This window comes from Vibrio campbellii CAIM 519 = NBRC 15631 = ATCC 25920, from assembly GCF_002163755.1.
Taxonomy (GTDB): domain Bacteria; phylum Pseudomonadota; class Gammaproteobacteria; order Enterobacterales; family Vibrionaceae; genus Vibrio; species Vibrio campbellii.
This window is the reverse complement of sequence record NZ_CP015863.1, coordinates 911,202-936,545: the sequence shown is the minus strand read 5'-3', so window position 1 is coordinate 936,545 and position 25,344 is coordinate 911,202. Positions and strand designations below refer to the sequence as shown.

General features: G+C 44.8%; 23 protein-coding genes. 12 read left to right on the top strand and 11 right to left on the bottom strand.

Annotation, left to right across the window (positions count from 1 at the left end; all coding sequences use genetic code 11):
• Window positions 1-76: 76 nt before the first annotated feature.
• From A8140_RS04590 to sdhC, 4 genes are read right to left on the bottom strand one after another with little or no spacing between them, the layout of a single operon-like run.
• A complete protein-coding gene (locus A8140_RS04590; protein ID WP_005426697.1) occupies window positions 77-787 on the bottom strand; it encodes a succinate dehydrogenase iron-sulfur subunit in 711 nt (236 codons plus the stop codon).
• Between the two features lie 15 nt (window positions 788-802).
• A complete protein-coding gene (gene sdhA / locus A8140_RS04585) occupies window positions 803-2,569 on the bottom strand; it encodes a succinate dehydrogenase flavoprotein subunit (protein ID WP_005534230.1) in 1,767 nt (588 codons plus the stop codon).
• Entirely contained in the window at window positions 2,570-2,914 is a 345-nt protein-coding gene (sdhD, locus tag A8140_RS04580) for a succinate dehydrogenase, hydrophobic membrane anchor protein (RefSeq protein WP_005426689.1), read from the bottom strand.
• Window positions 2,908-3,300, bottom strand: coding sequence for a succinate dehydrogenase cytochrome b556 subunit (gene sdhC / locus A8140_RS04575; protein WP_005534233.1), 393 nt, complete (start codon window positions 3,298-3,300; stop codon window positions 2,908-2,910). Before sdhC ends, sdhD begins: the two co-directional genes overlap by 7 nt.
• Before the next feature lie 396 nt (window positions 3,301-3,696).
• On the opposite strand from sdhC, the gene A8140_RS04570 reads away from it, so the two are divergent.
• Window positions 3,697-4,986, top strand: a complete 1,290-nt coding sequence (locus A8140_RS04570; RefSeq protein WP_005426685.1) for a citrate synthase — start codon at window positions 3,697-3,699, stop codon at window positions 4,984-4,986.
• Window positions 4,987-5,172: 186 nt separating this feature from the next.
• Here the strand turns inward: A8140_RS04570 and A8140_RS04565 are convergent, their stop codons facing one another.
• A complete protein-coding gene (locus A8140_RS04565) occupies window positions 5,173-5,931 on the bottom strand; it encodes a Nif3-like dinuclear metal center hexameric protein (RefSeq protein ID WP_005535175.1) in 759 nt (252 codons plus the stop codon).
• 132 nt (window positions 5,932-6,063) lie between these two features.
• Here A8140_RS04565 and A8140_RS04560 point away from each other — a divergent pair, with 132 nt between their 5' ends.
• The gene (locus A8140_RS04560; RefSeq protein WP_005535177.1) at window positions 6,064-6,816 is read left to right on the top strand and encodes a DUF1853 family protein; all 753 of its coding nucleotides are present in this window, start codon (window positions 6,064-6,066) and stop codon (window positions 6,814-6,816) included.
• Between the two features lie 253 nt (window positions 6,817-7,069).
• Here the strand turns inward: A8140_RS04560 and pgm are convergent, their stop codons facing one another.
• A complete protein-coding gene (gene pgm, locus A8140_RS04555; protein WP_005535179.1) occupies window positions 7,070-8,716 on the bottom strand; it encodes a phosphoglucomutase (alpha-D-glucose-1,6-bisphosphate-dependent) in 1,647 nt (548 codons plus the stop codon).
• 92 nt (window positions 8,717-8,808) lie between these two features.
• Entirely contained in the window at window positions 8,809-9,351 is a 543-nt protein-coding gene (gene seqA / locus A8140_RS04550; RefSeq protein WP_005535181.1) for a replication initiation negative regulator SeqA, read from the bottom strand.
• Window positions 9,352-9,443: 92 nt separating this feature from the next.
• On the opposite strand from seqA, the gene A8140_RS04545 reads away from it, so the two are divergent.
• The 3 genes from A8140_RS04545 (at window position 9,444) to fldA (ending at window position 11,128) form a co-directional block, all read left to right on the top strand.
• The gene (locus tag A8140_RS04545) at window positions 9,444-10,211 is read left to right on the top strand and encodes an alpha/beta fold hydrolase (protein ID WP_005535183.1); all 768 of its coding nucleotides are present in this window, start codon (window positions 9,444-9,446) and stop codon (window positions 10,209-10,211) included.
• Window positions 10,212-10,323: 112 nt separating this feature from the next.
• Window positions 10,324-10,545 (top strand): DUF2788 domain-containing protein, encoded by a 222-nt coding sequence (locus tag A8140_RS04540; protein ID WP_005446406.1) that lies wholly within the window; start codon window positions 10,324-10,326, stop codon window positions 10,543-10,545.
• Between the two features lie 49 nt (window positions 10,546-10,594).
• Window positions 10,595-11,128: a flavodoxin FldA gene (gene fldA, locus A8140_RS04535; protein WP_005535185.1), complete on the top strand. Its 534-nt coding sequence runs from the start codon at window positions 10,595-10,597 to the stop codon at window positions 11,126-11,128.
• Window positions 11,129-11,185: 57 nt separating this feature from the next.
• On the opposite strand, the gene A8140_RS04530 is transcribed toward fldA, so the two are convergent.
• A complete protein-coding gene (locus A8140_RS04530; RefSeq protein ID WP_005535187.1) occupies window positions 11,186-11,689 on the bottom strand; it encodes a DUF4442 domain-containing protein in 504 nt (167 codons plus the stop codon).
• A gap of 199 nt (window positions 11,690-11,888) precedes the next feature.
• Between A8140_RS04530 and fcrX the strand changes: the two genes are divergently transcribed.
• A complete protein-coding gene (gene fcrX, locus A8140_RS04525) occupies window positions 11,889-12,338 on the top strand; it encodes a ferric iron uptake transcriptional regulator FcrX (RefSeq protein ID WP_005535189.1) in 450 nt (149 codons plus the stop codon).
• 70 nt (window positions 12,339-12,408) lie between these two features.
• A complete protein-coding gene (locus A8140_RS04520; RefSeq protein ID WP_005535191.1) occupies window positions 12,409-12,996 on the top strand; it encodes a type II secretion system protein in 588 nt (195 codons plus the stop codon).
• A gap of 53 nt (window positions 12,997-13,049) precedes the next feature.
• Here the strand turns inward: A8140_RS04520 and glnS are convergent, their stop codons facing one another.
• The gene (gene glnS, locus A8140_RS04515; protein ID WP_005535193.1) at window positions 13,050-14,720 is read right to left on the bottom strand and encodes a glutamine--tRNA ligase; all 1,671 of its coding nucleotides are present in this window, start codon (window positions 14,718-14,720) and stop codon (window positions 13,050-13,052) included.
• A 234-nt stretch (window positions 14,721-14,954) separates the two neighbouring features.
• Window positions 14,955-16,487, bottom strand: coding sequence for an N-acetylglucosamine-specific PTS transporter subunit IIBC (gene nagE, locus A8140_RS04510; RefSeq protein ID WP_231692825.1), 1,533 nt, complete (start codon window positions 16,485-16,487; stop codon window positions 14,955-14,957).
• A 531-nt stretch (window positions 16,488-17,018) separates the two neighbouring features.
• Between nagE and nagA the strand changes: the two genes are divergently transcribed.
• The 4 genes from nagA (at window position 17,019) to asnB (ending at window position 22,937) form a co-directional block, all read left to right on the top strand.
• A complete protein-coding gene (gene nagA / locus A8140_RS04500; protein ID WP_005535197.1) occupies window positions 17,019-18,155 on the top strand; it encodes an N-acetylglucosamine-6-phosphate deacetylase in 1,137 nt (378 codons plus the stop codon).
• A 2-nt stretch (window positions 18,156-18,157) separates the two neighbouring features.
• Window positions 18,158-19,372 carry a DNA-binding transcriptional regulator NagC gene (gene nagC, locus A8140_RS04495; RefSeq protein WP_005425462.1) on the top strand — a complete coding sequence of 405 codons (1,215 nt, stop codon included), beginning with the start codon at window positions 18,158-18,160 and terminating at the stop codon, window positions 19,370-19,372.
• An 81-nt stretch (window positions 19,373-19,453) separates the two neighbouring features.
• A complete protein-coding gene (locus A8140_RS04490) occupies window positions 19,454-21,043 on the top strand; it encodes a cation:proton antiporter family protein (RefSeq protein WP_005535200.1) in 1,590 nt (529 codons plus the stop codon).
• A 229-nt stretch (window positions 21,044-21,272) separates the two neighbouring features.
• Complete coding sequence (asnB, locus tag A8140_RS04485) at window positions 21,273-22,937, top strand: asparagine synthase B (protein ID WP_005535201.1); 1,665 nt, start codon at window positions 21,273-21,275, stop codon at window positions 22,935-22,937.
• Between the two features lie 112 nt (window positions 22,938-23,049).
• On the opposite strand, the gene rfaH is transcribed toward asnB, so the two are convergent.
• Window positions 23,050-23,550 (bottom strand): transcription/translation regulatory transformer protein RfaH, encoded by a 501-nt coding sequence (gene rfaH / locus A8140_RS04480; RefSeq protein WP_005535203.1) that lies wholly within the window; start codon window positions 23,548-23,550, stop codon window positions 23,050-23,052.
• 308 nt (window positions 23,551-23,858) lie between these two features.
• Here rfaH and dtpA point away from each other — a divergent pair, with 308 nt between their 5' ends.
• Complete coding sequence (gene dtpA, locus A8140_RS04475) at window positions 23,859-25,343, top strand: dipeptide/tripeptide permease DtpA (RefSeq protein WP_005537062.1); 1,485 nt, start codon at window positions 23,859-23,861, stop codon at window positions 25,341-25,343.
• Window position 25,344 lies beyond the last annotated feature (1 nt).

Sequence of the window (25,344 nt, the reverse complement as noted above, 5' to 3'; positions counted from 1 at the left end):
TAGTTTTCACGTTTGCTTCGGTCTGCGCCGAGCTATTAAGAGCCGCTCCAAGTAGAGCGGCAATTTTTGTTATTAATTAAATCGAACGATTCACCAGCATCGACTTGATGTGACCGATGGCTTTCGTAGGATTTAGTCCCTTAGGACAAACACTTACACAATTCATGATGCCATGGCAACGAAAAACGCTAAATGCATCATCAAGATCGGACAAACGTTCATCAGTCGCTGTATCTCGGCTATCAATTAGCCAACGGTAAGCCGCCAAAAGACCTGCAGGACCGATAAATTTATCTGGGTTCCACCAGAATGATGGACAAGAAGTTGTACAACATGCACACATGATACATTCATACAATCCATCTAAATGCGCACGCTCATCTGGCGATTGTAAGTTCTCGCGTGAAGGTGGTAGAGCACCATCATCAATCAAGAAAGGCTTAACTTTCGCATAGTTATCGTAGAACTGCGTCATGTCAACGATAAGATCGCGTACTACTGGTAGACCTGGTAATGGTCGGATGACAATCTTGTCACCCTGCAGTGCTGAAAGCGGTGTAATACACGCTAGACCGTTTTTACCATTCATGTTCAGGCCATCAGAGCCACAAACACCTTCACGACATGAGCGACGGAATGAGATGCTAGGATCTTGCTCTTTCAGCAGAATCAATGCATCCAGAACCATCATGTCTGAGCCTTCTTCCACCTCAAGGGTGTAATCCTTCATGTAAGGTTTTGTGTCTACATCCGGGTTGTAACGGTATAAAGAGAAGTTCAGTTTCATAGTCATTTCCTCCTCTTAGTATGTACGTACTTTCGGTGGGAAAGCGTCACGGTGAACTGGCGTCATGTTTACATCACGCTTTGTCATCGCTTCTGTTTCCGGGTTGTAGATAGAGTGGCATAACCAGTTTTCATCATCACGCTCTGGGAAGTCGAAACGAGCATGTGCACCACGGCTTTCTGTACGGTAGTTCGCCGCTACAGCTGTAGAGAATGCAGTTTCCATCAAGTTGTCTAGCTCTAGACACTCGATACGTTGCGTGTTGAATTCAGAAGACTTATCAGCAAGGTGTGCGTTTTGCAGACGCTCACGGATCACTTTCAGCTCTTCTAGACCTGTTGCCATTGCATCACCTTCACGGAATACCGAGAAGCTGTTTTGCATGCAAGATTGCAGATCTTTACGGATTTGAACTGGGTCTTCACCACCAGTGCTGTTTTCCCAACGCATAGTACGCGCTAGAGAAGCTTCAATGTCAGATTCAGTTGCTGGGCGAGCTTCAGCTTGAGCAGCCAATGTTTCGCCAAGGTGTAGACCTGTCGCGCGACCAAATACCACAAGGTCGAGCAGTGAGTTACCACCCAGACGGTTTGCGCCGTGTACTGATACCGAAGCAATTTCACCACATGCGTATAGACCTTGAACTTCAACGTCATTGCCGTCAGCAGTCTGCTTGATTGCTTGACCTGAAACTTGTGTTGGAACACCGCCCATCATGTAGTGACAGGTTGGGATTACTGGAATTGGCTCTTTCACTGGATCCACATGCGCGAATGTGCGTGAAAGCTCACAGATACCTGGTAGACGAGATTCAAGAACGTCTTTACCTAGATGATCCAGTTTCAGCTTGATGTGCGGACCCCAAGGGCCGTCACAACCACGACCTTCACGGATTTCAATCATCATTGAACGCGCTACTACGTCACGGCCAGCAAGGTCTTTCGCGTTTGGTGCGTAACGCTCCATGAAGCGCTCGCCGTCTTTATTTAGAAGGTAACCACCTTCACCACGACAACCTTCAGTAACAAGAACACCTGCGCCAGCGATACCCGTTGGGTGGAACTGCCACATTTCCATGTCTTGCATTGGAACGCCAGCACGCAGCGCCATACCAACACCGTCACCAGTATTGATGTGAGCGTTCGTTGTAGAGGCGTAAATACGACCTGCGCCACCTGTTGCTAGGATAGTTGCTTTCGATTTGAAGTAACAAATCTCGCCCGTTTCCATACAGATAGCAGTACAACCCATGATCGCGCCATCTTGGTTTTTAACCAAGTCTAGTGCGTACCACTCAGAGAAGATGGTTGTTTTGTGTTTAACGTTTTGTTGGTAAAGCGTATGAAGAAGAGCGTGACCAGTACGGTCTGCCGCAGCAGCAGTACGAGCCGCTTGCTCACCACCAAATTCTTTCGATTGGCCACCAAATGGACGTTGGTAGATAGAACCGTTATCGAAACGAGAGAATGGTAGACCCATTTTTTCTAGCTCGATAACCGACTCAGGGCCATTCTTACACATGTACTCGATAGCATTCTGGTCACCAATGTAATCAGAACCTTTTACTGTGTCGTACATATGCCACTGCCAATCGTCATTGTGCGAGTTACCAAGCGCAACCGTAATACCGCCTTGCGCGGATACAGTATGAGAACGAGTTGGGAATACTTTTGATAGCAAAGCACAAGATAGGCCTTGCTCCGAAATTTGTAGTGCAGCGCGCATACCTGCACCACCAGCGCCGATTACTACGGCATCAAACTCACGAACTGGAATAGACACTTACGCACCCCACAGAATAAATAGACCAGAGAAGACATAGCCGAATAGCACGGCAATAACACCAAGTTGCAGTGCGCCACGAAGTTTCGCGCACTTAATGTAATCCGTTAATACTTGCCACAGACCGATCCACGCGTGAATCAGAATCGAAACAAGTGCCAACATGGTGAAGACTTTAGTGAATGTACCACCAAAGAATTGGGTCCAAGATGCGTAAGAGATATCTGAGAAAGCACAGAAGCTCACCAGATAAATCGTGTATAGAGTCATAATGATCGCTGACGCACGAATCAGTAAGAAATCGTGGACACCGTTACGACCAAATGAAGAAACGTGTTTTACCATACCAAGATCCCCGCCAATAGTGATAACACTGCAGTAGCACCAAACGAGACTTTAGCGCTCATTGCGCCTGACTCGAGTTCTTCAAAGTGACCTAAGTCCATCAACAAATGACGAACACCACCAGCAATGTGGTAGGCAAGTGCAGTTAAAATTCCCCACAGAATGAATTTCACGAAGAAGCTATCGACGATGTCAGCGGCTTCCATAAAACCCATCGGGGATGACAGAGAAATAGACAGTAACCAAAGTAATATACCCACCGCAACAAACGTAATCACACCCGACACACGGTGTAGGATGGACGCGATTGCTGTGATAGGAAAGCGGATGGTCTGTAAATCTAAATTAACAGGTCTTGACTTTCTTTCTTTCACGGGCTTGCTCACTCAGCTCCATTGAGCATTTATTGTTATAACCAATTTCAGCTTCCAAACGTACAAAAGTTAACATTTGGTTAACAAATACTCGTAATAAGCTCGGAGATAATTGTAAACACTTTGTTAACAAACGGAGTCCGTAGACAAACCTCACTTTTGTTTCCAGCCCCGTATTTTATAAGGATTTCACTAAAATTTTCTGTGCCAATATACGGCCAGCAACATTCTAATACAATTGATGTAACAAATTATGCTACATAGAACAGATTTTTAACGATTTTCATGAGAAAAATCATAACAAGTGCACACAAAACTGGAGAAAAATTGACTTTAAGCTTTAACAACAGTACAAAAATGGCACATAAACATCCTGGACGGATTAAATAATAAACAAAGGAGATTGTTATGGCGGATAAGAAAGCTACCCTTCATGTTGAAGGTCATGCGCCGATCGAACTGCCAATTATGGACGGTACGCTAGGTACACCTGTGATTGATGTTCGTAAACTGGGAGCCAATGGTTACTTTACTTTTGACCCAGGTTTTCTTGCCACTGCATCTTGTGAATCATCAATTACATACATCGATGGCGGCAAAGGTATTCTTTTGCACCGCGGTTACCCGATTGATCAATTAGCCAATAACGCAGATTACTTAGAAGTATGTTACATCCTGCTTTATGGCGAAGCCCCTACCCGTGAGCAATACGAGCAATTTAAAACAACTGTTACTCGCCATACTATGGTGCACGAGCAGATCGCAAGCTTCTTCCATGGCTTCCGTCGCGACGCTCACCCAATGGCAGTAATGTGTGGCGTAGTTGGCGCACTGGCGGCCTTCTACCACGATTCACTAGATATCAACAACGACGAGCACCGTGAAATTGCGGCGTACCGTCTACTGTCTAAAATGCCAACGCTGGCAGCGATGTGTTACAAGTACTCAATCGGCCAGCCGTTTATTTACCCTCGTAACGACCTAAACTACGCGGAAAACTTCCTGCACATGATGTATGCAAACCCATGTGAAGAATACGAAGTAAACCCTGTTGTTGCGCGTGCGATGGATAAAATCTTCACACTTCACGCAGACCACGAACAAAACGCTTCAACGTCGACAGTTCGTCTATCTGGTTCTTCTGGCGCGAACCCATTCGCGTGTATTGCCGCTGGTATTGCTTCTCTATGGGGTCCTGCACACGGTGGTGCAAACGAAGCGTGTCTGAAGATGCTTGAAGAGATCGGCAGCGTAGACAACATTCCTGAGTATGTTGAGCGTGCAAAAGACAAAGATGACCCATTCCGTCTGATGGGCTTCGGTCACCGCGTTTACAAGAACTACGATCCACGTGCGACAGTAATGCGTGAAACATGTCACGAAGTTCTTAAAGAGCTGAACATCCAAGATCCACTACTAGACGTAGCAATGGAACTTGAGCGCATTGCTCTTTCTGACGAATACTTCGTGTCTAAGAAGCTTTACCCGAACGTAGACTTCTACTCTGGCATCATCCTAAAAGCAATCGGTATTCCTGTATCGATGTTTACGGTAATCTTCGCGATTTCTCGTACTATCGGTTGGATCGCTCACTGGAACGAAATGCACAGCGACCCACTAAACCGAATCGGTCGTCCTCGTCAGCTATACACTGGTGAAACTCAGCGTGAGTTCTCTCCATTGCACGAGCGTGAGTAACGATTAGAATCGAGAATCGAGAATCGAGAATCGAGAATCGAATAAAATAAGGGTTGGCGTGAAAGCGTCAACCCTTTCTATTTTTAAGAGATGAGAACGAGCTACGCTCTGTGGAACGCTTCGCTTCGAGATGCGAGAGATAATTGCGTAACACTTTCGCATCTCAAAGGACAAAACCCTTCCCTTCTATACTGGGTTATCAATATCAATAAACGTAACGTCTAAACCATGCTCTTGCGCTAACCATTCCCCTAGCGCTTTAATGCCGTAACGTTCGGTTGCGTGATGACCTGCAGAGAAGTAATGGATATCCAATTCACGAGCCGTGTAAGTCGTACGTTCTGAGATCTCGCCCGAAATAAATGCATCTAATCCATGCTGAGCAGCAAGCTCAATAAAATCCTGACCACCGCCGGTACACCAGCCAACAGTCTCAATCATTTTGTCTGCATTGTCAGGCGCAATATGCAAAGGTTCACGGTTTAGGACTTGATTGATTTTGTGTGCGAAGTCAGCGCCTGTCATTGCCTGTTTCAAGCGCCCAAACATCGCTACCGATTGTGGGTGCCCTTCCAAGCCGCCTTTCACTTCAATATCTAGGAAGCGAGCAAGTTCTGCGTTATTACCTAGCTCAGGATGAATGTCTAACGGTAAGTGGTAACCATATAGATTGATATCATTTTTAATCAAGCTACGGATGCGCTTTCCTTTCATACCACGAATTGGCTCAGGCTCTCCTTTCCAAAAGTAACCGTGGTGAACAAGCAGTGCATCTGCCTTTAACTCGATGGCTTTGTCGATCAATGCCTGTGAGGCTGTAACTCCAGTCACAATGCGTTTGATTTCTGATTTGCCTTCTACTTGCATACCATTTGGCGCGTAATCTTTGATAAGTTGCGGCGACAGTTTCTGGTTAAGGATCTTTTCCAGCTGTAAGTTATTCATTTTTACTTCCAATACTTGTGGCTTGAGCAAAGTGTATATCGAACCGCAATCTAGATGCCAGTTGTGACATCCCCAACTCAAATAAATTTCGATACAATAGGAAGACTATGCCAGTGACAACAAGGATAATGGATGAATTCTCTACAACGTTTCTATCAATGGATTGCTTGCACCCCGCCACTTTTTAAACTTCAAACGCCATTTGCCACTGTAGAAGATCTTCTGGCATCTCCTCTATCAGACAACGAAGACTACGCTGGTAATCCACGACTTGGCTTCCTTTACCAACACCTTTGCACCAAGCTGCTGACTTGCTCGCCTCGATATGAATTGGTTGCTGAAGAGATTCAACTCAATGACACGACTGGCCGCACGATTGGCGCCGTTGATTTGATCCTCAAGAATCAGGAAACCAAACAACACGAGCATTGGGAAGTGGCCATCAAGTTCTACTTACTGCATGAGGGTATTTGGTATGGGCCGAATGCTCACGACCAACTGCACAAGAAACTCGACCGCATGCTCACCCACCAACTAAAAATGAGTCAAAGAGAAGAGTTCCACCAACAGTTGCCGTTAGACAATATACCGAGTGAGCACCTTCTAATGCAGGGACGTCTTTACGTTAACCCTTTTTCAGCAGAACCTATCCCGACAAGCTGTTTAGGTTACGAACTAGACCCAAGCCAAATATCCGGTTACTGGTGCTATCAAAGCCAATGGGAGCAAATTGAAGAGCCACTTTACGCCCTCTCTAAACCACTTTGGGCAATAGGCAATGAGCAGTTCTTAGAGCCTATCGATAAACCATCCGATAGGTTTGTTCACGCTCAAACAAAGAGCGGTCAATTTTGGTTTGTTGTACCGGATACTTGGCCGAACTAAAACGGGAAACGGGAAACGGGAAACGGGAAACGGGAAACGGGAAACGGGAAACGGGAAACGATTTTATTTTGTTTTTCGAGGAACAAGTTCCGTCAACACCTTCTTAATCAAAATACCTTTTCACTATACTCTCAATGAGCACCTCTCAATTCCCAAAGCGAAGCGCTCCCGACTCTCGAAGCGCAGCGTTCCCTCTTCACAAATAAAAAGGGCCGACGCAATGTCGACCCTTTTAAAATCTTAATCGTTTGAATTACAAACCAGCGGCTGCAAACACTTGATTAACGATTTCTTGTGCTTCAGCTTCGATTTGTTTTAGGTGCTCTTCACCTTTGAAGCTTTCACAGTAGATTTTGTAGATGTCTTCGGTACCTGATGGGCGAGCTGCAAACCAACCATTCGCTGTCGTTACTTTAAGGCCACCAATTGCAGCACCATTACCTGGTGCGTGCGTTAGACGAGCTGTAATTGCATCACCAGCCAGAGTTTCTGCCGCTACCATTTCTGGTGACAACTTCTTCAGTACGTCTTTTTGTGGGCCATTAGCAACAGCTTGAATGCGGTTGTACTTAGATTCACCGTGCTTCGCTGCTAGCTCTTCATAGTAATCTTGAGGGTTCTTACCCGTTACCGCAGTGATCTCTGCTGCTAGAAGACATAGCAGGATGCCGTCTTTGTCTGTTGACCAAGGCGTACCATCTTTACGAAGGAAAGACGCACCTGCACTTTCTTCGCCGCCGAAGCCAAACTTACCAGTGTACAGACCCTCAACAAACCATTTAAAGCCGACTGGTACTTCACATAACTCACGACCTAAATCCGCTACAACACGGTCAATCAAAGCACTTGAAACTAGCGTTTTACCAACAGCTACGTCTTTACCCCACGCTTCACGGTGACGGTATAGGTAATCGATACAAACCGCTAAGAAGTGGTTCGGGTTCATCAGACCTTTCGGCGTAACGATACCGTGGCGATCGTAGTCAGGGTCGTTACCAAAGGCTAAGTCGTATTCATCTTTCAACGCCAATAGACCCGCCATTGCGTAAGGAGAAGAACAGTCCATACGTACAACGCCGTCTTTATCTAGAGACATGAATTGGAAAGAAGGATCAATCGCTTCACTTACTAGCGTTAGGTCTAGGTCGTATGCCTGACCAATTTGACGCCAGTAATCAATGCCACTGCCACCCAATGGATCGACACCAATCTTCAGGTTTGCTTTTTGGATTGCTTCCATATCGATAACATTCACTAGGTCATCGATGTATGGCTTCACCAAGTCCATCTCTACAAACAGATCCGATGCTTTCGCTTCTGCCAGTGGTAGGCGTTTAACACCTTGCAAACCTTCAGCAATCAGCGCGTTTGCACGATCTTCGATTGCTTGAGTCAGTTCAGCCTCTGCTGGACCACCGTGAGTCGGGTTGTATTTGATGCCGCCGTCTTGCGGTGGGTTATGCGATGGGGTAATTACGATACCGTCTGCTTTGTCATCATGCTTGATGTTGTGAGTCAGAATCGCGTGTGAAATACCCGGTGTTGGTGTGTAGCCGTTGTCTTGTTGAACAATCACTTTCACGCCATTTGCAATCAATACTTCAATCACACTTGAAAATGCTGGTTCTGATAGTGCGTGCGTGTCTTTACCAACGAACAATGGACCTGTTGTACCTTGCTCAGCACGAACTTCTGCTACCGCTTGAGCGATCGCTAAAATGTGGTTTTCGTTAAAAGTGTGCTTGTCTGCAGTACCGCGGTGGCCAGAAGTACCAAATTGAACCTTATGTTCTGCGTTTGCTGCGTCTGGTTGAAGTAAGAAGTAGTTAGCAACGAGTGCTGGGATGTTGTAAAGATCTTCCTGCTGCGCTTTTTGCCCAGCACGAGGGTGCATAGCCATGTTTGACATCCTTTCTTTAAAAACAAATAAAATCAAAAAAGCCTCATAATATCTGCTAAACGCTACACATTATGAGGCTTCTATCAGGTTTCTTAGATTGAACCTGTTACTTTCTCTATTAAGTCAGGCTGGAATTCCATGTGAGCCATCACCTGCTCCACCATCTGTCGCTTACGACTGGTATTGTTGTTGGTGATTACCCAAAATGGCGTGCCAGGAATTGCTTTAGGTTTGGTAGTGTTACCATTTGCTAGCAGAGTCTCTTCGTTATCAGCAAAGTAAACGCGTTTGCGCCCTTTCACTTTTGTTGCTTGAGAGAAACTCTCTGGATTCAGTTTGTGTAAGGTTGATAGTACCAACATGAAGCGATCAATCGCTTTCTTAAGACCAGCAAACTCGTCAGAGATAAGTAGAGAACGCATCTCTTTTACGGTATCTACTGATTCTGCTTTGCCAGCATCTTTACTTACTACAATCCCTTGTGGCTGTTCTACTACAGGTGCAACAACTGCTTCCTGCAACTGGCCATCAAGGTTCAAAAGGCGTCGTAAAATATCCGAGGCACTTTCACCGATATGCTTGGTTTGACCCGCAATGTAACGGTATAGATCCTCATCAACCTCAATTGTTTTCATTCGCTTTTCACATTCTCAATGTTTAAACTCTGGGGGATTATAACGAGATCCTCGCGGATACTCCACGTTAAACCCATCACGAATAAGATAAAATGTCAGCATTACTCAACTATAAGCAGGAAGGGCACGGCCAAACGGTTGTTTTGATTCATGGATTGTTTGGCAGTTTCAGTAATCTAGGTTTACTGGCTCGCGACCTCGTCCAAGATCACTGTGTGATCAGCATTGATCTACGAAATCATGGCCTTTCTTTCCATTCAGAAACACACAACTATGAAGTAATGGCGCAAGATGTTGCTGATTTACTTCGTTATTTGAATATCGAGCCAGCACTTGTCATCGGTCACTCAATGGGCGGAAAAGTTGCGATGAAATTGGCGGATGTTGCGCCAGAGTTTGTTAAACGACTAATCGTACTCGATATGGCGCCAGTGTCTTACCAAACAAACCGTCACGATAACGTGTTTAACGGCCTGCAAGCGGTAATCAAAGAAAAACCGGCCAATCGCCAGCAAACGATGGATATTCTTGCTCAACATATTGAAATCGATGGCGTTAGACAATTCCTGTCGAAATCGTTGTACAAAAATGGTGACCAAATGGACTGGCGCTTTAACGTTGCAAGTTTGCTCAACAACTACGACGACATCATTGGCTGGCAAGAAATTGCACCAACCGACATTCCTACGTTGTTTGTTAAAGGCGGTGATTCCGACTATCTGATGCCTGAGCATCAACCTGCGGTTAAACGCCAGTTTAACAACGCAAAAGCACACATTATTGCCAACACCGGACACTGGTTACATGCCGAGAAACCGGCAGAAGTTATGCGTGTGATCAGGAAATATATTTCGAGTTAACAAATTCGAAAAACAATGCCAGATTATTGAAATAACCCTTCTCGTAGTGCATTAACTTTACCGTTTAACAGTGGTATAGTGCGCCCAAGAATTTTTGGCATGAAGGACGACAATGCTATACGACTATATGGACATGCTCGAGTCGATCGGGCTCGATCTTCTTTTTGCTGCTATCTTCTTCTTCATTGGGATGGCGATAAAAGATGTACTAAAGCAAGGCAATGTACCTGTTTTTGGTCGTCGTATTGTGTGGTTGGTTCTTTTCCTTGGCTGTGCTGGTTTCATCGCCAAAGGTCTGATTCAGCTCAGTTGGGAAGGCACAGGGCTAGGTTAAGCTCTGCTCCCCCATCGCCAGTAACAAACAATGTAAAGGTATAGACTCTATGGCAAGTGTAGGTATCTTCTTCGGTAGCGACACAGGTAATACTGAAGCCGTTGCAAAGATGATTCAAAAGCAACTAGGTAAACAACTAGTTCACGTTCAAGACATCGCAAAAAGCAGCAGAGAAGACATTGATAACTTTGATCTTCTACTTCTAGGTATCCCGACTTGGTACTACGGTGAAGCGCAATGTGATTGGGATGATTTCTTCCCAGAACTTGAGCAAATCGATTTCTCTACGAAGCTAGTTGCTATTTTCGGTTGTGGTGACCAAGAAGATTACGCAGAGTACTTCTGTGACGCAATGGGCACGGTACGTGACATCGTTGAAGCGAAAGGCGGTACTATCCTAGGCCACACTTCGACTGAAAGTTACGAGTTCGAAGCATCTAAAGCTCTAGTAGAAGGTGATGACAGCCAATTCGTTGGTTTGTGTATCGACGAAGACCGTCAACCAGAACTGACTGACGAGCGCGTAGAAAACTGGGTTAAGCAAGTCTACGAAGAGATGTGCCTAGCTGAGCTTGAAGGCTAAAGAAGCATTCATAAAAAAGACCTCCTTCGTGGAGGTCTTTTTGTATCTAAACAGGTACTAAGAGATTTCTGTCGCAATTTCTTCTTCTCGGTACTGAGGTTTCTTCCTCACGTACAATTTGCGCTGCACTTCCGAAACAACATTGCCCTCTTTGTCTTTTACGTGAGTAATGAATTCAGGGAAGCACTTCTCACCATTACGAGTCATTTGATAGATGTCATCTAGCATGCCATCTGTCACCTCAAACTCCGCAAACAAATCACTCTGCCCGGGCTTAATGAAGTTAATACTCGCCTCTTTATCCCAGACGTAGTATTCCTCGCGAAGAATGCCCATCAACATCAAAGAGTAAATTGGGTCAGTGAGAGAGAAAATACTTCCTCCATACTGAGTTCGATTGGCGTTTTTATTCCACCAGCGCAGTTTCAAACGAACTTTCACCGTTCGAAAGTCTTCAGAAATATGTAAGATTTTAATACCAGCCCCCCAGAATGGCGGCCAAATATTCAGCGAAAACTTCACAATTCCTGGTTTATATATCTTAGCAAGTCGCTTATTCATAACTGTCCGTAGTCGTTGCGTTCCAATGTTATCAATATGTAACTGGTCTGATCTGTAATATAATCGACCTGTTTCCAATTTACAAAAAGAATCTATTAACCCTTTGAAGTTCGTGGTTTAATGTTCAGTACGCTTCGCCTATAATGATAGGAATATTATATTCTGTTAAATCGCTGCAGATGATCCAACGGGAAAGTATATGTCAGACAATAATCAGGCGCTGAAGGATGCGGGTCTAAAAGTAACCCTTCCAAGGCTAAAAATTCTAGAAGTACTTCAGCAGCCAGACTGCCAGCACATCAGTGCTGAAGATTTGTACAAAAAGCTAATTGATCTAGGTGAAGAGATCGGACTAGCAACCGTTTATCGTGTACTAAACCAATTCGATGATGCTGGTATTGTTACTCGTCATCATTTCGAAGGCGGTAAATCAGTATTTGAACTGTCAACTCAACATCACCACGACCACCTTGTGTGTCTAGATTGTGGTGCAGTGATTGAGTTTTCAGACGACGTGATCGAAGAACGTCAAAAAGAAATTGCGGCTAAGTACAATGTTACGCTTACTAACCACAGCTTGTACCTATACGGTAAATGTAGCGACGGTTCATGTAAGACAAACCCTGACGCTCACAAGCCAGCAAAATAAAAAGTAACGCTTTTTGTTAAGAAAGACTTAAACGTCAGCCTCGGCTGGCGTTTTTTTATGGAGACAAGCGATGAAGAAAAGGAATTCTTGTGGCTTTGCCTTACTCGAACTGATTATTGCGATTGTCATTCTCGGTATTCTTGCCGTTGTCGCGGCACCAAGATTCTTAAATATCCAAGATGATGCCTATGAAGCAAAGATGGAAGCAATTTCAGATCAATTCGAAACAGCGGTTCGTTTCACACAAAGCCAATGGTTGGTAAATGGCGGTACACCTGAAGCTCAGCAAGACTTAGAAGGTTACGGTGGTGGAGAGTTGGATGTAAATGAGTTTGGCTACCCTTTAGGAACAAACAAAGGCAACCGAAATGGAGTGATTGGTAACCCCTACAACATAGGGCAAGGGAATTCGGGTTGTATTGCCGTATGGCAAGCCCTACTTGGTGACGAATATTCCCTATCAAATAATCACAACGCTGACGATCGGTTTGACTTTATTACACGTCGGGTCCAAGACAAAGACTCTCATCAATCTGTTTGCTATTACACGTTTACCAAGAAAGGCTACGAACGAAACCCTGAGAGTTCAACCTACGTCATATGGTACGACTCAAAAACCGGTAGCGTCACAACATCCAAACCGACACGATTAGAATAACCATAAAAAATGCCAGCAATGATGCTGGCATTTTTGTTAGCGAGATATTGAGATTATTGGTTCTCGATTTTCGCCCAAGTATCACGTAGACCAACCGTACGGTTGAATACTAGGTTATCCGCTGAAGAGTCTTTCGAATCTGCACAGAAGTAACCCATACGCTCAAATTGGTAACCTTTTTCAGCTTCTGATGCTGCTAGGCTTGGCTCAACAAAACCGTTTAGAATCACTAGTGATTCTGGGTTGATTGTCGCAGCAAAATCATCTGCAGCCGCTGGGTTTGGTACTGTGAACAAACGATCGTACAGACGAATTTCTGCAGGCAGAGCTTTGTCTGCTGAAACCCAGTGAATTACGCCTTTCACTTTACGGCCATCTGCTGGGTTCTTACCTAGCGTCTCAGCATCGTAAGTACAGAAGATTGTCGTGATGTTGCCTTCCGCGTCTTTCTCGATGCGTTCAGCCTTAATCACGTATGCGCCACGTAGACGTACCTCTTTACCTAGAACAAGACGCTTGTATTTCTTGTTTGCTTCTTCACGGAAGTCTTCGCGCTCGATCCAAACTTCACGAGTGAATGGCACTTCACGCTCACCCATCTCAGGTTTATTTGGATGGTTCGCAACAGTCAGCGTCTCTACCGCGCCTTCTTCGAAGTTCTCGATAACAATCTTAACAGGATCTAGAACAGCCATCGCACGCGGTGCATTTTCGTTTAGATCATCACGAATACAAGATTCTAGTGAACCGAACTCAATCATGTTCTCTTGCTTCGTTACGCCGATACGCTTACAGAACTCACGAATAGATGCAGATGTGAAGCCACGACGACGCAGACCAGATACGGTTGGCATACGTGGGTCATCCCAACCATCAACCAATTTCTCAGTTACTAGTTGGTTTAGCTTACGCTTAGACATCACTGTGTATTCAAGATTTAGGCGGCTGAATTCGTACTGGTGTGGACGACAATCAATTGTGATGTTGTCTAAAACCCAGTCGTACAGACGACGGTTATCCATGAACTCTAGAGTACAGATAGAGTGCGTAATGCCTTCTAGCGCATCAGAGATACAGTGTGTGAAGTCGTACATTGGGTAAATGCACCACTTATCACCAGTCTGGTGGTGAGTCGCGAAACGTACACGGTAGATTACTGGGTCACGCATAACCATGAATGAAGAACCCATGTCGATCTTCGCACGAAGACACGCTTTACCTTCTTCGAACTCACCCGCACGCATTTTTTCAAATAGCGCTAGGTTTTCTTCGATTGGGCGATCACGGTATGGGCTTGGTTTACCCGGAGCCGTTAACGTACCGCGGTATTCACGAATCTGCTCAGGACTTAGCTCATCAACGTACGCTAAGCCTTTATTAATCAATTCAATTGCATATTCGTAAAGCTTGTCGAAGTAGTTTGATGAGTAACATACTTCACCATCCCACTCGAAGCCCAACCAGTTTACATCTTTCTTGATAGACTCAACGTATTCGATGTCTTCTTTTTCAGGGTTTGTATCGTCGAAACGTAAATTACATTGGCCCTGGTAGTCCTGAGCAATACCGAAGTTCAAACAGATAGACTTAGCATGACCGATGTGCAGGTAGCCATTCGGCTCCGGCGGGAATCGAGTATGCACGCTAGTGTGTTTACCATCCGCTAGATCTTTATCAATGATCTGGCGAATAAAGTTTGATGGACGAGCATCAGCTTCACTCATCTATAGCACCTCAAAAATATTAGTATTGTCAGAGAAAACAGTACTCCGTAACCGTACTCGGTTTACAGAGTGCATTGTTCCTAATGATCCACAATTCTTAGCGATTAGACAACAAGAACCGTCGTTAAAACGGCAATATTTCTCTTCTTCGCTTGAAAGCACAGCATATTAAATCTGCACAAACAAAAAAAGACCTCCCGAAGGAGGTCTTTATAGAGAGTCATTAAGATGTAATTAAGGCAGTTTTACATCTGATAGGTCTTCACCTGCACCGATTGCTTTCATTTCACCAGCAACGATTTCTGCAAGAGGACCAAGGATAACTTGAAGGTTGTTTTCGCCAAGCTTAACCACACCTTTCGCGCCTAGTTTCTTAAGTACTGCTTCGTCAGCAACAGAGCGGTCTTTAAGCGTTAGACGTAGACGAGTGATACACGCGTCGATTGAAGTTAGGTTATCGTGACCACCTAGCGCTTTCAGGTATTGACGAGCTAGGTCACCTTTTGCTGCATCACCAGCTGGAGCAGCTGCAGCCTCGTTATCGTCGTCTTCACGACCTGGCGATTTCAGGTTGAAAGCGCGGATTGCGAAGCTGAATGTGAAGAAGTATAGAGCACCGAAGCCAAGGCCTATTGCTAGAAGTACTAGAGGTTTTGTCGCTAGACCCCAGTTCAACAAGAAGTCGATAAAACCAGCTGAGAATGTAAAGCCATATAGCGTACCAAACATATTTGCAATAACTAGAGATAGGCCTGTAAATACCGCGTGGATTGCATATAGAGCAGGTGCAAGGAATACGAACATGAACTCTAGAGGTTCAGTGATACCTGTTAGGAATGAACAGAATGCAACTGAGAATAGCGCACCACCAACTTGGCTACGTTTTTTAGCAGGAGCTGCTAGGTACATAGCAAGTGCCGCACCTGGTAGACCAAACATCATTACTGGGAAGAAACCGTTCATGAATACACCAGCGCCTTTATCACCACCGAAGAAACGGTTAAGGTCGCCAGATTTAACAATGTCAGTTACTTCTTTTACTGTTGCAGTAATCTCTGGAGTTACAGAGTTAGTAAATTCGAATGTGTGAGTTTGACCAGCAACAAGCGTCTTAGCTAGAGCTGGGTCAACACAAAGCTGTTGTAGTGCAGGAAGCGCTTGACCAGCCGCAGTTGCGCCGGACACTAGAACTTCTTGACACGTGCCCATACCGAACCAGAAGTATGAGTTTAGTACGTGGTGTAGACCTACAGGAATAAGTGCACGGTTAAGAGTACCGTATACGAATTGACCGATAGCACCAGAAGTAGAAATTGCGTGCGCTAACGAGTCAAGACCGCCTTGGATTGTTGGCCATACAACACCAGCAATTGCACCAGCTACTAACGAGAATAGACCCGCCATGATCGGTACTAGACGTTTGCCTGAAAAGAATGCCAACCACTCAGGGAGACGGGTCGCATTGAAGGCATTGTAAGAGTGACCAGCGATAATACCTGCGAAAATACCGCCGAAGAAAGACATATTGATATCAGCGTTAATTGTTGTCGCTGTCGCTGTTAGAACAAAGTAAGCAACTGCACCAGCTAGACCTGCTGCACCGTTACCGTCTTTAGAGAGACCAATCGCGATACCTAGACCAAATAGCAATGGCAGATTGCCGAAGATCGCTCCACCAGCTTGCGCCATAAATGCAATGTCTAATACATCACCTTGACCAAGTCGAAGCAAAAGGCCAGCAATTGGAAGCGTCGCGATAGGCAACATTAATGCCTTGCCCAGCTTCTGTGTGTACCCGAGAATATTCACCTTAAGTTCCCCCTATAGGATTTTATGTTTTGTTGAATGACTTATTTCAGTCGTTCAATTTAGTCGTTACCAGTTTATGACATTAATTTTGCCCCGCAAATTAAAACCTCATTGTTTGTGATCATAATCACCAGAAACTGGTCATTCAGAAGGTTTTTGCTAGCGAGATCATAAAACTTATTTTATTATACGAAAAAATGGCGTTTTAGAGATAAGATTCTCGGACTTTATGCAAGACAGAATCAGTGTTATTTTGGTATCTCTACAGATGATTCGCAGTAACTTTGCTCTGGAAAACAATCATAAAAACTAATTCATTTATTATTTTTCAGTTAGTTACTCTGATAATGACATCGATAAAACGCGACTTGCTGTATGTGACTCGTTATCTAATTCAGTGATACAAACTAAGTACCAGCCCGACTCATGGAGTCGCCAGTTAGATAACGGAACAGAAAATGAATTCTCATCTATAAGGACTAGCTGACTATGTACGCGCTAAGTAACTGTAAAATCTATACCGGTAGTGATGTTCTTACCGATCATGCTGTCATCATCGACAATGACCAGATTCAATCAGTTGTGCCAGTGACTCAACTACCAGAAGGTATTGAAGTAAAAGATCTGGACGGTGCTAACCTAAGCCCTGGTTTTATCGACCTACAGCTAAACGGCTGTGGCGGTGTGATGCTTAACGACGAAATCACACCAGAAACGATGCAAATCATGCATGAAGCAAACCTTAAATCTGGTTGTACAAGCTTCCTACCTACTCTAATCACATCTTCAGACGAAGACATGCGCGCTTCGATTGCTGCAGCTCGTGAGTACCACAACAAATACCAAAACCAATCGCTAGGTTTGCATCTTGAAGGTCCGTACCTAAACGTAGCGAAAAAAGGTATTCACAGCGTTGACTTCATCCGCCCTTCTGACGACGGTATGATTGACCTGATTTGCGCAAACGCAGACATCATTGCAAAAGTAACGCTAGCTCCAGAACAAAATGACCCTGAGCATATCTCTCGTTTGAAAGCGGCTGGCATCGTGGTTTCTATCGGTCACACCAACGCAACATACGCAGAAGCACGTCAAGGTTTCGAAGCAGGTATCACATTTGCCACTCACCTATTCAATGCGATGACGCCAATGGTTGGCCGTGAACCAGGTGTGGTTGGTGCGATTTACGACACCCCAGAAGTTTATGCAGGTATCATTGCAGACGGTTTCCACGTTGATTACGCAAACATTCGAATTGCTCATAAAATCAAGGGCGAAAAGCTTGTTTTGGTGACGGATGCCACAGCTCCAGCAGGTGCTGACATTGATCACTTTATTTTTGTCGGTAAGAAAGTATATTACCGAGATGGTAAGTGTGTTGATGAAAATGGCACACTAGGCGGCTCAGCTCTGACTATGATCGAAGCAGTTCAGAATACAGTTGAGCACGCAGGCATCGCTTTAGACGAAGCTCTACGAATGGCTACACTGTACCCAGCAACCGCAATCGGTGTTGAGGACCGTCTTGGCCGAGTTCGAAAAGGTATGGTAGCAAACCTTACTGTTTTCGATCGTGACTTCAATGTAAAAGCGACGGTTGTTAACGGACAATACGAGCAAAATTAAGCATGAATGGCGGACAGATTGGTAATGTAGATTTAGTAAAACAGCTTAACAGCGCTGCGGTATACAGGCTGATTGACCAACAAGGTCCAATCTCCCGTATTCAAGTCGCGGATGTTAGTCAGCTCGCCCCAGCGAGTGTTACCAAAATAACCCGCCAACTTTTAGAGCGCGGCTTAATTAAAGAAGTCGCGCAACAAGCTTCTACCGGTGGTCGTCGAGCAATCTCGTTGACCACTGAAGTAAAACCTTTCCACTCTATCGCTGTTCGATTAGGTCGTGACTACGTGCAATTCTGCTTGTACGACTTAGGCGGCACAGCATTGGCACAAGATCAACACGAGCTTCATTACAGCAACCAAGCTGATTTGATTGCTGGATTGATTGATTTACTGAAAGACTTCGTTAATCGTTGCCAAGACAAGATCGACCAACTTATCGCGATCGGTATCACACTGCCTGGTTTGGTGAACCCAACCACAGGTGTTGTTGAGTACATGCCGAATACAGATATCGATAACCTCGCTCTAGGCGAAATCATTCGTGAAAAATTCAATACCGCGTGTTTTGTTGGTAACGACGTGCGTGGTATGGCACTAGCTGAACACTACTTTGGCGCGAGCCAAGACTGCCAAGATTCGATTCTGGTCAGTGTTCACCGCGGTACTGGTGCAGGTATTATCGTGAACGGTCAGGTATTCCTTGGTTTCAACCGCAACGTCGGTGAAATCGGTCACATCCAAATCGACCCACTTGGCGAGCAATGCCAATGCGGTAACTTTGGCTGTCTAGAAACGGTTGCTGCCAACCCGGCCATCGTACAACGAGTGAAAAAGCTGATTGCACAAGGTTACGAATCAAGCCTTACTCAGCTTGAACACATCACCATTGATGACGTTTGTACTCATGCGATGAATGGTGACGAGCTGGCGAAACAAAGCCTAGTTCGCGTAGGTAACCAACTTGGTAAAGCTATCGCAATCACGATTAACTTGTTTAACCCGCAAAAAATCGTCATTGCTGGTGACATTACTGCCGCGGAAGAAATTGTGTTCCCAGCAATCCAGCGCAACGTAGAAAACCAATCTTTAAAGACTTTCCATAACGAACTTCCTATTGTTGCCTCTCACATTGATAAGCAACCAACGATGGGTGCATTTGCGATGATCAAGCGCGCTATGTTGAACGGAGTTTTGTTACAAAAGTTACTAGAAGACTAAGTTTATACAACCAATTGCGTTACAATCTCGGGCTGTGGTTTCACAGCCCGTTTTTGTATATCAGGAATATAGCTCAACAGTATGGAAATTATTCTAATTACAACGGCGTTTCTCGCCGGCTTCGTCGCTCTAAAATGTAACCTCCCCCCTTTGGTCGGTTTCCTACTTGCAGGTTTTGGCCTTCATGCGTTTGGCTACCAAAGTAATGACGTCATTGTCACGCTCGCAGACCTTGGTGTGACCTTGCTGCTTTTCACCATTGGTTTAAAGCTGGATGTAAAAACGCTGCTTTCTAAAGAAATTTGGGGCGGTGCTACAGCGCACAATATTCTCTCGACTCTTCTCTTTGCGCTGGTTCTCGTTGGGCTGAAGCTGCTTGGGCTTTCATCCCTTGCCACCATGGATCACAGTCAGATCCTACTGCTCGCTTTCGCTCTCTCTTTCTCTAGTACCGTATTTGCAGTTAAAACGCTGCAAGAGAAAGGTGAGATGAACGCCACCTACGGCACACTAGCCATTGGTATCTTGGTTATGCAGGATATTTTTGCTGTGGTCTTCCTTACCGCTTCCACAGGTAAGATTCCTGAATGGTACGCCATTGGATTATTTGCCTTGCCGTTTCTCCGCCCATTGTTCTACAAGCTGCTAGACAAAGTTGGTCACGGCGAGATGCTGGTGCTGTTTGGTATCTTCTTCGCGCTCGTGGTCGGTGCCGGCTTATTTGAACTGGTCGGCATGAAGCCAGATTTGGGTGCTTTGATATTGGGTATGCTATTGGCTGGGCATCGTAAAGCATCAGAGTTATCAAAATCGCTCTTTAATATGAAAGAGCTATTCTTAGTCTGTTTCTTCCTTAACATCGGTTTATCTGCGTCATTGAGCTTTACGGGTGTTGGCTTAGCACTGCTATTTATTCTGCTGCTGCCAATCAAGGGCTTGCTCTACTTCCTCACCATCAACCACTTTAAGTTCCGAGTACGTACTTCATTGCTGACGTCGCTATCGCTTTTCAACTACAGTGAGTTCGGTCTGATTGTTGGTGGTCTGGCTTACAAGATGGGTTGGATGCCGAGCGACATGTTGGCCGCAATTGCTGTCGCTGTGTCTATCTCGTTTATTATCTCTGCCCCGCTAAACCGATTGGGTCATCAGATTTACCAACATTCAGGTAAATGGCTACAAGAAACCGCAGCAGAGAAACTGAACCAACGAGACCAACTCATCAATCCTGGTCATGCTCAAGTACTGATCCTTGGTATGGGACGAATTGGCACTGGCGCCTACGACGAACTGCGCGCTCGCTATGGCAAGATTTCACTGGGTGTTGAAGTTCGTGAAGAGGCCGCACACAAGCTTCGCTCTGAAGGCCGCAATGTCATCTCTGGCGATGCGACTGACCCAGATTTTTGGGAGCGTATTTTGGACACTGCTAATGTCAAAATGGTGCTTCTTGCAATGCCACATCACCAAGGTAACCAAACCGCACTGGAGCAACTGCAAAGTCGAAACTATAAGGGACAAATTGCAGCGATTGTTGAATACCCAGACCAGCTTGAAGGCTTATTAGAGACAGGGGTCGATGCTGCATTTAACATCTATAGTGAGGCTGGTAGCGGTTTTGCACGTCATGTTTGCGATCAACTTCAACCTCAATTTACACCGATGAAATAAGCATTGAGGTGGATATATTTTCAGAGCCCTCTTTTAACAAGAGGGCTTTTTTGTACGTTTTTCAAACCAAACCTTGATTTCATTCATCAAAATTAGACATTTTTTAAATACTATCTAATCAACAAGGCTTTTTATCATTTTTTTAATCATCAAACGTTGCTTTTTTTACTCAGAATGGCAAATTGAACCTATACCAATTAAAAATTGTTTAGTTTAAAAAGGATGTTGTATGTGTTCAGTATTTGGCATTTTAGACATTAAGAGCGATGCAGCGACATTGCGCCCTATCGCACTTGAGATGTCGAAAAAGCTTCGTCATCGCGGTCCAGACTGGTCTGGTATTTACTCATCAGAGCGCGCAATCCTAGCGCATGAGCGTCTGGCGATCGTTGGTCTAAATAGTGGTGCCCAGCCACTATACAGCCCTGATAAAAAACTCATCCTTGCGGTAAACGGTGAAATCTACAACCACAAAGAGATTCGTGCTCGCTATGAAGGCAAATACGAATTTCAAACCGATTCAGACTGTGAAGTTATCCTAGCGCTATACCAAGACATGGGCGCTGACCTTCTTGAAGAACTAAATGGTATTTTTGCATTCGTGCTTTACGATGAAGATAAAGATGAATACCTAGTTGGCCGTGACCACATTGGCATCATTCCGCTTTACCAAGGTTACGATGAGCACGGTAACTACTACGTTGCGTCAGAAATGAAAGCACTTGTTCCTGTGTGTAAGACCGTGAGTGAGTTCCCTCCAGGCTGTCACTACGGCAGTGCCGATGCAGAACCTCAACGCTACTACATCCGCGACTGGAACGAGTACGCAGCAGTGCAAGGCAATAGTACAAGCAAAGAAGAATTGACTGAAGCGCTAGAAGCAGCAGTGAAACGCCAACTGATGACTGACGTGCCATACGGTGTGCTTCTTTCTGGTGGTCTGGATTCTTCTATCACTTCAGCAGTTGCAAAACGATTTGCAGCGATGCGTATTGAAGACGATGAGAAATCTGAAGCATGGTGGCCACAGCTGCACTCATTCGCAGTGGGCCTAGAAGGTGCACCAGACTTGAAAGCCGCTCGTGAAGTTGCAGACCAGATTGGTACGGTTCACCACGAGATGACCTACACGATTCAAGAAGGTCTGGACGCGATTCGCGATGTGATTTACCACATTGAAACGTATGACGTAACGACTATCCGCGCTTCAACACCAATGTTCCTAATGGGTCGTAAGATCAAAGCAATGGGCATCAAGATGGTACTGTCTGGTGAAGGTGCAGATGAAATCTTTGGTGGTTACCTGTACTTCCACAAAGCGCCAAACGCAAAAGAGTTCCACGAAGAGACTGTACGTAAGTTGCTTGCTCTGAACATGTTTGACTGTGCACGTGCTAACAAATCACTAGCAGCATGGGGCGTAGAAGGACGTGTACCTTTCCTAGATAAAGAGTTTATTGACGTAGCAATGCGCTTGAACCCAGCAGATAAGATGTGTGGCAACGGTAAGATGGAAAAACACATTCTTCGTGAGTGTTTCGAGCACTACCTACCAGAATCAATCGCATGGCGTCAGAAAGAGCAGTTCTCTGATGGTGTAGGTTACAGCTGGATCGATACTTTGAAAGAAGTGGCAGAACAGAAAGTAACGGATCAGCAAATGGAAACGGCGCAATTCCGCTTCCCTTACAACACACCAACAACCAAAGAAGGTTATGTATACCGCGAAATCTTTGAAGAGTTGTTCCCGCTACCATCTGCAGCAGAATGTGTACCTGGTGGCCCTTCAGTAGCATGTTCTTCAGCGAAAGCGATTGAATGGGATGAGTCGTTCCAAAACTGTGTTGACCCTTCAGGTCGTGCAGTACAGACCGTTCACAACGACGCATATTAATTATTCGTTGTTTCAAAGAGGGTTGGCTTCACCAACCCTTTTAAAGCAAACACAATAGATACGATCAAAAAGAGGTGCTTACGCACCTCTTTTTATATTTGATGGAATCAGGCTATTTTAAGTCTAAATCGCTGTTGTCTATGCTGACAGGCACACGCTTGGTGATCATCTGAACCAACATTATTGAGCGCTTCTCACCATCTTGTTCTTGGAAGATGGCATCAATACCGGCAAACTGCCCGCTCTTCACCCGTACTTGATCACCAGGTTTTGGCATGCTCTCAGCATCGGCCTGGTCGTCGATACTTTTATCCAGCTGCTTAAGCTCATAAACCAAGTCACCCTGTATCTCTTTCGGCTGTGCACCAAAGCGAACAAAGTCTACCACGCCTCGCGTAGAGCGAACTGATGTGAAGTTTGGGCCTTCTTCATAGTCAAATCGGGCAAACACATAGCAAGGGAACAGTGGCTCTTCGACTTTCTGTCGTTTACCACGTAAGATCTTTTCGACTTCGACAGTAGGGTAAAAACACTCCACACCTTGGTTTTCAAGGTGCTGCTTCGCCCTAACTTGCTCCCCTCGCTTACAATACAATAAATACCAACGTTTCATTAAAAGCCTTATTCATAAAACAAACGGTTCTACTTAAAAGTGGGTCATAAATTATAAATTCATTTATGAAATTTAAGTTTTCAGCCAAAAGAAAATGCAAAAACACCAAACAAACCCTCAAATAATCAGCAGGTTAAGTCCGAAAAATCACATTCAACATGTTGACTGCAATTTGTAAAGAACTAATCAAAAGTGTATACATACTCGGCATTAGATTTGTGTTAACTAAATATAAGAATAACTAATGCAGGTTGTTCAATGAGTGCTTCTCTTTTGAACCACAATAACAAATACAGGAAACTTCAAATATGTCTGACTTGAATATACTCAAGCAACCTAAACCATTCTACCTCATTTTTTCCATAGAGTTTTGGGAACGCTTTGGGTTTTATGGTATGCAAGCGATCCTCACAGTTTACCTTGTGCAAGTTATGGGGTTGGCTGAATCAGACTCCTTCGTTTTATTCGGCGCATTCTCCGCTTTACTATACGGCTTCATGGCTGTTGGTGGGTGGATAGGCGATAAAATCATAGGAACCAAACGCGCCATTACCCTCGGGGCTGTAATAATGATGGTTGGCTACATTTTGCTAGGCATGTCAACAGCAGATTTGCACATGGGCGGAGAAAGTTTAATTTACTTGGCGATGGGTTTTATCACTGTCGGCAACGGCCTGTTCAAAGCTAACCCTTCTAGTCTCCTAGCGAAAGTCTACCCAGAGAATGACCCTAGACTTGATGGAGCATTCACACTTTACTACATGGCAATTAATTTGGGTGGTCTAATTTCAATGATTCTTACTCCGATCGTTGCAGAAAAAGCGGGGTACGGACTCGCCTTTGGTATGAGTGCTGCTGGGCTTGCTATTACCGCTATTAATTTTTTATTGTGTAAAAAAATGGTTTCAGATGTAGGTTCCCCTGCAGACCTCAAGCCACTTGTGATTTCTAGATTAGCTCTTGTTGTAGTAGGCTCAATCATGGCCAGCTTTTTATGTAACTTTTTGCTGCAAAATCTAATGCTAGCTCACAGTATTCTCCTTGTTGCGGGTATTTGCATCGTAACACTTTACTTCAAAGAAGCTCTAAAGATAAAAGGCCAAGAAAGGAGTAAGATGCTAGTCGCGTTTGTTCTGATGTTGCAAGGTGTAGTTTTCTTTGTACTTTATTTCCAAATGCCGACTTCTCTGAACTTCTTTGCGATTCACAATGTAAGTCATGACCTCTTTGGATTTGCAGTTGAGCCTGAGCAATTTCAAGCTCTTAATTCCTTCTGGATTATGTTGGCTAGCCCTATTATGGCTATGATTTATGGAAAGTTAGGAGACAAGGTCTCTATGCCTTTCAAATTTGCAATGGGAATGCTCCTATGCGCATTATCGTTCTTAATTTTGGGTTGGAGCGTCAACTTTGCAAACATCGACGGTATCGTTAGTTCTAACTGGTTGGTGGTAAGCTACCTATTCCAATCACTGGGGGAACTACTTGTTTCTGGTTTAGGGCTAGCGATGGTTGCACAGCTAGTACCACAAAGGCTGATGGGATTTGCCATGGGTATGTGGTTCCTGACTTCTGCAACCGCAGCGGTAGTGGCTGGCTGGGTTGCTAGCTTGACGTCAGTTCCAGAGGGCGCCGAGAGTGCGGTTGAAACATTAACTCTCTATGGTGAAGTCTTTAGTAAGATTGGATATGCCACCTGTGGGATTGCAATCATTACCTTCCTGATAGCTCCAAAGTTAACAAAAATATGTAAGGGTGACGAAGTTCCAGAGCTTAGCGAAGCCTGCGCATAGT

Bases quoted from the DNA above. Each gene is read 5' to 3' on its own strand.
- A8140_RS04565 (WP_005535175.1), bottom strand. From the start codon at position 5,931: ATGAATAACTTACAGCTGGAAAAGATCCTTAACCAGAAACTGTCGCCG.
- A8140_RS04490 (WP_005535200.1), top strand. From the start codon at position 19,454: ATGGAAATTATTCTAATTACAACGGCGTTTCTCGCCGGCTTCGTCGCT.
- sdhD (WP_005426689.1), bottom strand. From the start codon at position 2,914: ATGGTAAAACACGTTTCTTCATTTGGTCGTAACGGTGTCCACGATTTC.
- nagE (WP_231692825.1), bottom strand. From the start codon at position 16,487: ATGTTGCCTATCGCGACGCTTCCAATTGCTGGCCTTTTGCTTCGACTT.
- A8140_RS04530 (WP_005535187.1), bottom strand. From the start codon at position 11,689: ATGAATAAGCGACTTGCTAAGATATATAAACCAGGAATTGTGAAGTTT.
- A8140_RS04520 (WP_005535191.1), top strand. From the start codon at position 12,409: ATGAAGAAAAGGAATTCTTGTGGCTTTGCCTTACTCGAACTGATTATT.
- fldA (WP_005535185.1), top strand. From the start codon at position 10,595: ATGGCAAGTGTAGGTATCTTCTTCGGTAGCGACACAGGTAATACTGAA.
- A8140_RS04545 (WP_005535183.1), top strand. From the start codon at position 9,444: ATGTCAGCATTACTCAACTATAAGCAGGAAGGGCACGGCCAAACGGTT.
- A8140_RS04560 (WP_005535177.1), top strand. From the start codon at position 6,064: ATGAATTCTCTACAACGTTTCTATCAATGGATTGCTTGCACCCCGCCA.
- asnB (WP_005535201.1), top strand. From the start codon at position 21,273: ATGTGTTCAGTATTTGGCATTTTAGACATTAAGAGCGATGCAGCGACA.
- seqA (WP_005535181.1), bottom strand. From the start codon at position 9,351: ATGAAAACAATTGAGGTTGATGAGGATCTATACCGTTACATTGCGGGT.
- A8140_RS04590 (WP_005426697.1), bottom strand. From the start codon at position 787: ATGAAACTGAACTTCTCTTTATACCGTTACAACCCGGATGTAGACACA.
- nagA (WP_005535197.1), top strand. From the start codon at position 17,019: ATGTACGCGCTAAGTAACTGTAAAATCTATACCGGTAGTGATGTTCTT.
- A8140_RS04570 (WP_005426685.1), top strand. From the start codon at position 3,697: ATGGCGGATAAGAAAGCTACCCTTCATGTTGAAGGTCATGCGCCGATC.
- glnS (WP_005535193.1), bottom strand. From the start codon at position 14,720: ATGAGTGAAGCTGATGCTCGTCCATCAAACTTTATTCGCCAGATCATT.
- dtpA (WP_005537062.1), top strand. From the start codon at position 23,859: ATGTCTGACTTGAATATACTCAAGCAACCTAAACCATTCTACCTCATT.
- fcrX (WP_005535189.1), top strand. From the start codon at position 11,889: ATGTCAGACAATAATCAGGCGCTGAAGGATGCGGGTCTAAAAGTAACC.
- rfaH (WP_005535203.1), bottom strand. From the start codon at position 23,550: ATGAAACGTTGGTATTTATTGTATTGTAAGCGAGGGGAGCAAGTTAGG.
- nagC (WP_005425462.1), top strand. From the start codon at position 18,158: ATGAATGGCGGACAGATTGGTAATGTAGATTTAGTAAAACAGCTTAAC.
- pgm (WP_005535179.1), bottom strand. From the start codon at position 8,716: ATGGCTATGCACCCTCGTGCTGGGCAAAAAGCGCAGCAGGAAGATCTT.
- A8140_RS04540 (WP_005446406.1), top strand. From the start codon at position 10,324: ATGCTATACGACTATATGGACATGCTCGAGTCGATCGGGCTCGATCTT.